At 31.0% G+C, this 8,991-nt stretch carries 6 protein-coding genes and 1 pseudogene; 6 read left to right on the forward strand and 1 reads right to left on the reverse strand.

Features of this window, described 5'->3' with window-relative positions:
* Window positions 1-426: 426 nt before the first annotated feature.
* From K357_RS0106970 to K357_RS0106980, 3 genes are all read left to right on the forward strand, one after another.
* The gene (locus K357_RS0106970; protein WP_028258057.1) at window positions 427-1,065 is read left to right on the forward strand and encodes an RNA polymerase sigma factor; all 639 of its coding nucleotides are present in this window, start codon (window positions 427-429) and stop codon (window positions 1,063-1,065) included.
* Window positions 1,066-1,790: 725 nt separating this feature from the next.
* On the forward strand, window positions 1,791-2,291 hold the full coding sequence (locus K357_RS0106975; protein ID WP_028258058.1) for a helix-turn-helix domain-containing protein: 501 nt from the start codon (window positions 1,791-1,793) through the stop codon (window positions 2,289-2,291).
* Window positions 2,275-4,665 carry a restriction endonuclease gene (locus tag K357_RS0106980; RefSeq protein WP_028258059.1) on the forward strand — a complete coding sequence of 797 codons (2,391 nt, stop codon included), beginning with the start codon at window positions 2,275-2,277 and terminating at the stop codon, window positions 4,663-4,665. Before K357_RS0106975 ends, K357_RS0106980 begins: the two co-directional genes overlap by 17 nt.
* Before the next feature lie 35 nt (window positions 4,666-4,700).
* Here the strand turns inward: K357_RS0106980 and K357_RS09065 are convergent, their stop codons facing one another.
* Entirely contained in the window at window positions 4,701-7,589 is a 2,889-nt protein-coding gene (locus K357_RS09065) for a DNA methyltransferase (RefSeq protein WP_051212167.1), read from the reverse strand.
* Window positions 7,590-7,888: 299 nt separating this feature from the next.
* On the opposite strand from K357_RS09065, the pseudogene K357_RS0106990 reads away from it, so the two are divergent.
* The 3 genes and pseudogenes from K357_RS0106990 to K357_RS0107000 all read left to right on the forward strand — a co-directional run.
* Window positions 7,889-8,227: pseudogene (locus tag K357_RS0106990) on the forward strand (type III toxin-antitoxin system ToxN/AbiQ family toxin); the annotation flags it as partial.
* Between the two features lie 156 nt (window positions 8,228-8,383).
* The gene (locus tag K357_RS0106995; protein ID WP_038113820.1) at window positions 8,384-8,590 is read left to right on the forward strand and encodes a DUF1659 domain-containing protein; all 207 of its coding nucleotides are present in this window, start codon (window positions 8,384-8,386) and stop codon (window positions 8,588-8,590) included.
* A 71-nt stretch (window positions 8,591-8,661) separates the two neighbouring features.
* Complete coding sequence (locus K357_RS0107000; protein ID WP_028258062.1) at window positions 8,662-8,883, forward strand: DUF2922 domain-containing protein; 222 nt, start codon at window positions 8,662-8,664, stop codon at window positions 8,881-8,883.
* Window positions 8,884-8,991: the final 108 nt, after the last annotated feature.

Below are 8,991 nucleotides of genomic sequence, written 5' to 3' on the forward strand. Positions count from 1 at the left end.
TAGGCAATGAGTGTATTGCCTATATAAAAGCCCCTATCATAGCCGTAGTGCATTAGTAATGTATTGATTACTAACACGCCGTGACTATGATAGGGTTTTTTTGTCCTATAACCCTTAGTTTAAGCAGTAATGGTATATAGGTTATCGATAAGGGGGGGCATATATTATTAGAGGTATTTTTGTCGCCTTACGTCTTATTAACAACCAATCAAAATTTGTGCTATTTACAGCAACTTCACCCATTTTACTCACCCTATTGTGAGTAAAGTGAGTGAAGTTGCTGTATGTTCGTTATAAGTGAAGCCAACTAGCTATTTGCACCGCTTACGCCTTTCATTTATAGTACAAGCAAGCGCTACAGTTAAATTTGCAATAGCTATTGCTCGTATGTACGAGAAATGCATTTCTCCGTAGGGAGATAGTGAAATGAAAACAATGATAGGCGAAGAGAAAGCACGATTGATGAGTGATAGAGAGTTAGTGGCGGCGTACCGCAATCACATAGAGGGGGCGCTAACAGAGATTTGTCGACGCTATGAGCGATTGGTGCTTAAATATGGGCATAATAGTTTCGCCATTACTTTAGGCGAAGATTTGTTGTCGGAAATGTGGATGGCTCTATTTGAGGCCGTGGAGCAGTATGATATAGAGGGGCCCGTTCAGTTTGCGGGATTTGCGATGAGCAAGATTCGCTTTGCCAATTGGAACTTTTACAAACGATGCAGTAGAAATTGGGAGCGTGAGCAGTTGTTGCAATATACTCATAGCGGTGAGGAAAGCTTTCAAGAGATTGCGTGGGAAGATATACGATCCTTGGCAGATACGGAAGGGGAAGCCTTAAACGCGATGGAGCGACACGATGCAAAGCGGCGCGTGATGGCGGCCTTGGGAGAGTTGGAAAGGACGAATCGGTATATTATGTATTGTGTGTTTTATCGCGGTGAAACGATGGCGCAGGTAGCAAAACGGATGGGGTGTACACGGCAAGCGATTCATTATCGGTATAAACACGCATTAGAGGCGCTCCGTAATCGCATCGGTGATGATATGCGAAGTGAGTTTTGAGGGATAAGGACTTGCCTGTTCGTGTGTATACTATGGCATACATAGAGCTAGAGTTTACATTACATGGTGAATATATAGCAGAGTACTTTTACATAGATCTTTGGAAATTCCTAGTATACATGGTTGTTTTTATTGTTGGAAAATCTTTTCTCCAAATGAAATAGAAGATTGGCGTGAAGATGAACCAGATTGTACAGCTATTTGTCCGTATTGCGGGATTGACTCCGTGATAGGAGAATCTATTGAATACCTACTAACAAAAAAGTCGTTAGAAAAAATGCACAAAGAATGGTTTTAGTAAAATGAATTAGCTACATTTTTGGCAAACATTAAGACGTTTACACAAAGTTATTGACACTATCAAATAACTTAAAGAAGTGCAATATGGAATTTTTCTATGATAAATTATGAAAAAAATATATATAATAATAGAAAGAAACTACCAATGCCCGTATTCTTGCTTCTAAGCTCTTAAAAACAAAAGAGATTGGCAAGGGTCAAGAAGAGAAGAAAAAATCTATTCTAAGGGTTATTAATAGGTATAAGGAATCAGGTAAGCACAAGGCAGATTAGTAACAAAACTGAGCAAAACATGAAACTGAAAGATAATTGTATGACGGTGTGGTCTTTGGACTACACCATTTTTATTGCAAATTGGCAAAAAAACAAATAATACACCAAATATTGTTTTATTTATGATATTATTTTTTAAAAGGAGGGATAATATGCAGATTGGTTATTTACATAATGTTGTTATGACAAACTTAAAGAAAATTATGATGCGTTTTAATATTGAATCTAATAAGCAACTTTCTGAATTAGCTGAAGTTAAGGAAAACACAGTCGAAAGTTGGTTTTCAAATAAACGAAGTCCTAAAATATCAACGCTTGATAAAATTGCAAATAAATTAAAAATCCCTACCTATATTTTATTTAAGGAAAATTTAGAAATTAATGGCATTAATGGCTATAACTCTATAGAAAATAATTCTAGTGATTCATTAGAAAAAAACTTGAGAAATGAGTATGTTAGGCTGGGAAAGACCTCATGGAATGAGATTTCTTCAATTTATAGTGGGTTTCTAAGTATTGATACGTTAAAATCTTATCATAGGAAGAAAAATAGGATTACCCCACCTCTTAATACTTTAGAGAGATTGAGTAGTTATTTAGGTATACCAGCTAGTGAATTAATAAAGGAAGATTACAATGAAAAAAATCAATAATGAAGAAATAATGAATGTTACTAATAAAATATTAGATATTGTTGAAGATAAAAATTCACTAGTATCTAATAATTTAAAAAAATCTTTTTATTTTAAAGGAAGGAAATCTAATACATTAGCAAAAGAAATTATAGAGGGGTTTTCAAGTAAAAGCGATAAAATTTTAGAACCATTTTTTGGAGGTGGTTCTTTCATTATTGCATCCATGGAAGCGAATAGATATGTAGAGGGTCTAGAACTAGACCCCTATACTTTTGATGTTTTTTCTACACTAATAACAAAAATAGATAAATCAAAACTTCAAAGTTTTTATAAAAAAGTTGAAAATGAAGCTAAAGAAAAAGTGATGAATTTATATAAAACTAAATGCTGTGGCGAAGATAATTTTATTCGTAAAATTTTATTTGATCCAGAACGTGAAGAATACTTTAATCCAATTACTAATAGGGAAATTGTAGACGGGAAAAATGTAAAATTAATGTATAAATGTTCTGTCTGTGGTGAAAAGTCAAAGAGGTTTGACGAAGAAGATTACGAAATTTTACAAGGAACATATGAGTTGGATAATTCTGAGTTTCCAACTGACAAGTATATTGAAAATAGTAGAATCAATATTACTGCTTCTACTGGCGCGGATAGTTATGATCGCAATTTTTCGGAAAGAAACAAGAAAGCTTTACTTTATATTCAGAATGAAATATCAAAATTACCTGCATGTAAAGAGAAGGATTTCATCCAACACGCTTTGGTAACATCTCTTGCCTTAGCTAAAATATCAATGTATGGAAGTTCAACGGACATTTTATATCATGTAATTAGAGAACAAGGCCAAGACATGAACGTTTGGGTATTGTTTGAAGCAAAATACAAGTCCATGTTAAAATTCCAAGATGAATTTATGGATTATTTGGTAGAAGATATCTCAAACAATGATAGAGTTCAACTTAAAAATGCGAGCTATAAAATTTTAAAAAACTCTAATACTCAGTTTGATATGATATATACAGACTTTCCATATACAGATCAGGTTCCGTATTTAGAAAGGAATCAATTATTTAGAATTTGGTTGGAAAAGTTTTCAGACTATCCAGAAAAATACCAACTTACATCTGATATTTTAGATGAAGAAATTGTCTTAACCAATGCACCATCAAGAAAAAGTCATAATAGTGTTGATAGGTATTATAATGATTTAGATGAGATGCTGGGAATTTTATATTCTGTTCTAAAAGATGAAAAGTATATGTTTTTTACTATGAAATTAGCAGAGAATAAATATATACAAACATATTCTGAAATTTTAAATTTAGCAAGGAAGAATGGTTTTGAATATGTGACGAGGGTTAACATTGAGAAAAAGGACCCAACGTTGAGAAAACAATCAGCTTTTGCTAATACCATAATGAATGAAGTTATAGTTGTCTTTAAAAAATTATCACAAGAACAGAGATATTGGTTCGAAGGTAACATGAACTATGAATATGTTGCGACTAAGTTGGTTTATGAAGATATAAATAGACAAGAGAGAAGATCTATATCTATAAGTTCAGCAGTTAATTTGATAAGAAATGATCTTTTGTCTAAAAGTATTGAACCAACTTTAGAAAGAATGAATTTAGCTGAAAAAATAATAAGGGAAAACTTCTTAGTCAATCCAATAGGAGAAGTTTCAATTGACGGGAACCAACTGTATTTGGCGATAGAAGATAATTCAACACTATTTATAAAACTATATGACTTAATACCTTTGTTTATTAGAAAATTATTAGAGGAAAAAGGAAAGTTTGTTTTAGATGATTTATATCTAGAAATTACGGCTTCAATAGTTGGTACTGATAGTAATATTTTAGAACAGATTGTTAGGGACTCTGACTACCAAAATCAGATTTCAATGCTTTTAGATAACTATTGTGAAGTCAAAAATGGATACTATGTTAAGAAAAAAATAGATAATGTTGAATTTAAGGATTCACAAGATATTTCACAGTTTGATGGATATGAATTTGAAAATTTAATTAAAGAACTACTTGTAGAAGAAAAGTATTTTGATGTTGTTACTGTTGGTGGTGCTGGAGATAGGGGAGTAGATATTATCGCATCTAAATTAGTTGATAAAAATATTGAAAAACACATTTTTCAGTGTAAACGTTGGATAAGTAATGTTGGTTCAGAACCAATTCAAAGGCTATATGCTGAACGTTCTTATCATTCTTATGATAAAGCAATATGTGTAACATCATCAGATTTTACTTCTGAAGGGAAAAATGCATTAGAAAGATTTAATGTAGATGGATGGAATGGTTGGAAGGTTCAAGAATTACTAAACAAATATTTTCCAGGAAAATATTATAATAGAGCACTGGATATAAAATAATAGCTAAGTAAAAAAATCTAGTTTTCAAAAGAAAACTAGATTTTTTCGTTATTATTATTTTCCCATACTGCAAGCTTTGAATTCCATTTTAAATGTTCTTGTAACAAATCAATCAATGAAGTGTATTTCTCGGATAACTTGCCAAGCCACGCATTTGAAATTAAAGTTTCCATTAAACCATTATCATACAGATCTGCAGAAGTTAATTGGTTTTGATTTTTTAACATATACTTAGCCTCTTTTATAATATTTATTTCTATTTCTTCAATTTCTTCTGGTGCATATCGATATTCGTCTTTGTGTTTACTATTTCTGAAGAAAAGTATAGAATCTCCTTTAAGAGATTTTTTAGGACTTATAATATTTTTCAAGGTGTTGGATTTTTCGATATGGGTTTGTCCGATATATCGGAAACCTTCTTCAAATAAAATTTTCATTAATTTATTCCAAACCTTAAGGTTGTTATCATGAAAATATAGGCACATAACTTTATCTTTTTTTAATTTTTTTCCAATTAAGCTGAATGCTTTTTTCAAATCCTCAAAATAATCAGCTTCATTTTTATCATGCTCTGATCTTGAGGAGATTACAATTTCATCTTTCATATCAATGCTTAATCCCAATATTGGAGAATATAATTGCATATATTCAGAGTATAGCACTTGACCAAGATAAGGTGGATCAGTGATTACTAAGTCAATACTATTATCAGGTATGTCAAAGTTAGATATATATTGACTTGGTTTTTGCAACAAAAAGGCAGAGTTGATACTTAAATCATTAAAAGAATCTACTAAAATGCTATCAACATATGTTTCTTGAATCCTAGGTAGTGCTTTTAAGAAATTATTTATTTTTTTATTTACTAATAGTACAACATTTCTTTCAACGCAGTCTTTTCTAGGAGTCCAAAGAGGCCATTGAGAGTTAGATCTTTTATCTGTAATTTTGCATTGATGCATACATGACATTAAGATATATTTGAAAACACTTTCAGTATTTTTTGAAAATTGCTTACTAATTTCTAGCATATCATCCAAAACTTTTAGATTTCTATTTGTAAATATATTAAAAATACTGTCGTTTTTTATCACTGCTACTTTAGAGTTTTCAATAAATTCGTATTTTTTATCTATATTTTCTAACTCGTACTTAGAAAACATATCTTCTTGATAGTTTTTGATATTTTCACTTTCCACCACCTTCCCACACTTTTCACATATGTGGTTGACAGCATTAATGCTTATCTCCTTGGAATCTCGATTTGCTTTATCAAAGATTATTCTATCTATTATAGAAATTGAATCACAATTAGGACAATTCGCTTCGTAATAATGCATAAGTGAATTTATTTGATGACTTATATCAATCAAATCTTTTCGCAATTGTTTATCTTTAGAATATTTTACTAAAGTCTTTACAATAAAAACTGGAGCTTCATTAATATCACATCCAATAGCGTTTCTTTTCATATTATTTGTAATGGACTCTAAAATTGTTACTCCAGAACCCATGAATGGGTCAAAGATGACATCATTTTCTTCGCTTAAATTCTCAATCAAAGAATCGATTATATTAAATGATTTCTGTGACCAGTAAATATGTGTATTATAAATCTCATTTCTATTTGTTGGCTTCAATGAGTCAATTTGTTTTTTTATTTTCGTTATATTATATGATTTAGACTTTTTCTTATTTTTGCCACATAAAATCAAGTACTCAATTACTGGCTTCCTCTGATCATTTTTATTGTTAGAGTGAAAATAATCTATTTGTTCGACATGGACATTTGATGGAGAAAATACCTCTTTTGCCATGTTCATAAGCTCTTCGATTGAAACTGTATATCTATTTGTTTTTTGTTGTTTGATATCTCTAGGGTATGCATACGAAAGCGCGAGGTTAGTTTCAGCATCAAAACATGATTTCATTAACAAGTACAGATCTTCTTTAGCTTTACTTTTTTGACTTAATGATGATTGAAATCTTCCTTCAGTATAAAGTCCTTTTGTATATCCATTCTTAATTTTTGTCATCTCAGGATAATCATAATTTACTGCAACGTTTAGAATGTGATAATATCTTGAGTATTGCATATCCGTATAAGGAGGATCAGCATAAACTAAATCAACTTTATCTATAATGTCTTTTCTAGAAATAAGTTTATCAAATGGTAAGTTATATGTTTTATAGTTATATTTTTTAGTATTAGATGAATCAATATCTTTCTCTAAATATTTTAAATAAATATCAAAAACATTTTTGGACCTATCAAGGATGGCTCTTTTTGAGTTTGTTTTCAATTCTAGAGGTTGGGCCATATGACCGTCTCTAGAAAAAACCACGTTATTAATAGTCAGAAAGAGCTTTGAATATAAAAAATCAACAAATAAACAGTCTGATTTTTTGATGAATTTTATTATAGAGTCAATTTCTAATGCCTGCTCTATACCAAAATATGAACCAGCGTAATATCTCAAAAATAGATTGTAATTATTGTTACTTCTTAATTTTTGGGGAGTAAAATTTTTACTATTCCAGACAGTTTTATGAGACTTATATAATTCATTTAATTCATCAATACTATTTTCCTGGATTAATTTGTTTTCTTTTTGAATTAAATTTGATAAATTTTCTTGAGAAATCAAAAAACTTTTTATTGAAAGAAGTTGATTTTTAATATCTAAAATATTATTAGCGTTGTAATGAGGGATATTAAGTTGAGCAGAACAAATCGTTGATGAATATGCTTCAGAATCATTAGAAATAACATTATATTTTTCTGAAAGCTTATATGAAACAACACCTGAGCCAGCAAATAAATCTAATACTGTATCACCATCATACAAATATTGGTCTATACCTGAACTAATAAAATCTAAAATACTTGATTTATTGCCCAAATAATTTATAAATTTGCTCATAAAATCCCTCCTTTCTAGATATATAATACCATTTTACGAAGAACATCTCAATACAAATAGAAAAAACACTATAATAATCTAGCATCGCGTTTATTGCACATAATTTATCTTTATACTTCGTTATTCAAATAATTTTAATAGTTTTTTATACTGAGCTAACTCATACAATAAATAATTTGACATAGAACCTTAATAACATAAAAAGGCTATGAGCATTCAAACTCATAGCCTTTCTATTGTCACCTAAAGACTCCATGATTAAGATTTTTTAAAATCCCTAACTCAACGAGCCTTTTGCGGGGATATTATTTACATTAGAAAATAGAAACTATTTTGTTCCTTTAACATCACCTAAACCTAAACATCTTACTATGAAAAATAGTAAAGAAATACATAAATTAGATGGAGGTCATCGTGGAATTATAGACTTTTGCAAAATGATTCCTGTGCCAGACTCACAATTAGAAAAAATAGACTTTTCCGAAAGAGAAAACACACATCCTCATAACTACAACTTATTACGAAATCAATTAAGGTTTGTAAGCAAAGACCGTGAGACTATTAGAAAAAAGGGCAAAGAGTTTTACCAAAACTACTTTTCAAATAAAATGAGTAAGGGAAAAAAAGAGAGGTGTTAACTTAGCAAGAGCTAACAAGATTCACGATTGTTGGATAGAACGAGAAAACATTTACAAAAAAGATAAGTCTAAAAATTTCAGTAGATAAAACTCTCTCTCTTAATACCGTATTGAAAATTATCTAATATATAAGAATATGCGTATTAGCAAATCTGTATGGAATCTACGAAATTGATCCTTCGTTTAGAAAACGGTTTGAATACAGCAGGCAAGATGACGTATAAACAGGTTACGTTTTCACGTGTTGTAGATAGTGCCAGTGATGAAGCGGTGCAAGCTGTGGGCGCTGCCTTAGCCACATTGCAAGATAAAGCGTTACAGGCGGTGATTCGTTTGGATCAACAAAAATTATCTGCTGAGTAGCGGATAGGGTGTAGGACCTATGCTCGTGATGAGTGATAGGGTTTGATGATGATAGTAAGGGAGATGTTAGTATGGTAGAACGTCAAGTGTTATATTTAAAATTTGCCACACCGAGTGGTAAAGAGTCTTCGGTAACAGTAGCACATCCTAAAGCAGGGTTAACATTAGCCGATGTGACGAAGGTAGCCTCTGTGATTACCGATAAACAAGCATTAGAAAGTGCTAATAAAGAACCGTTGGTATCTTTTAAAAAAGCATATATTGTAACGACCACCACACAAGAGTTGGTGTAATATATAGGGTAGGTTAGTATAACGGACCAGGCAGTTCGTAATTGGTGAAAGCCCCTCACCATAGGCAATGAGTGTATTGCCTATATAAAAGCCCCTATCATAGCCGTA

Origin of the sequence: Veillonella montpellierensis DSM 17217, assembly GCF_000426745.1 — a bacterium.
Taxonomy (GTDB): Bacteria; Bacillota; Negativicutes; order Veillonellales; family Veillonellaceae; genus Veillonella; species Veillonella montpellierensis.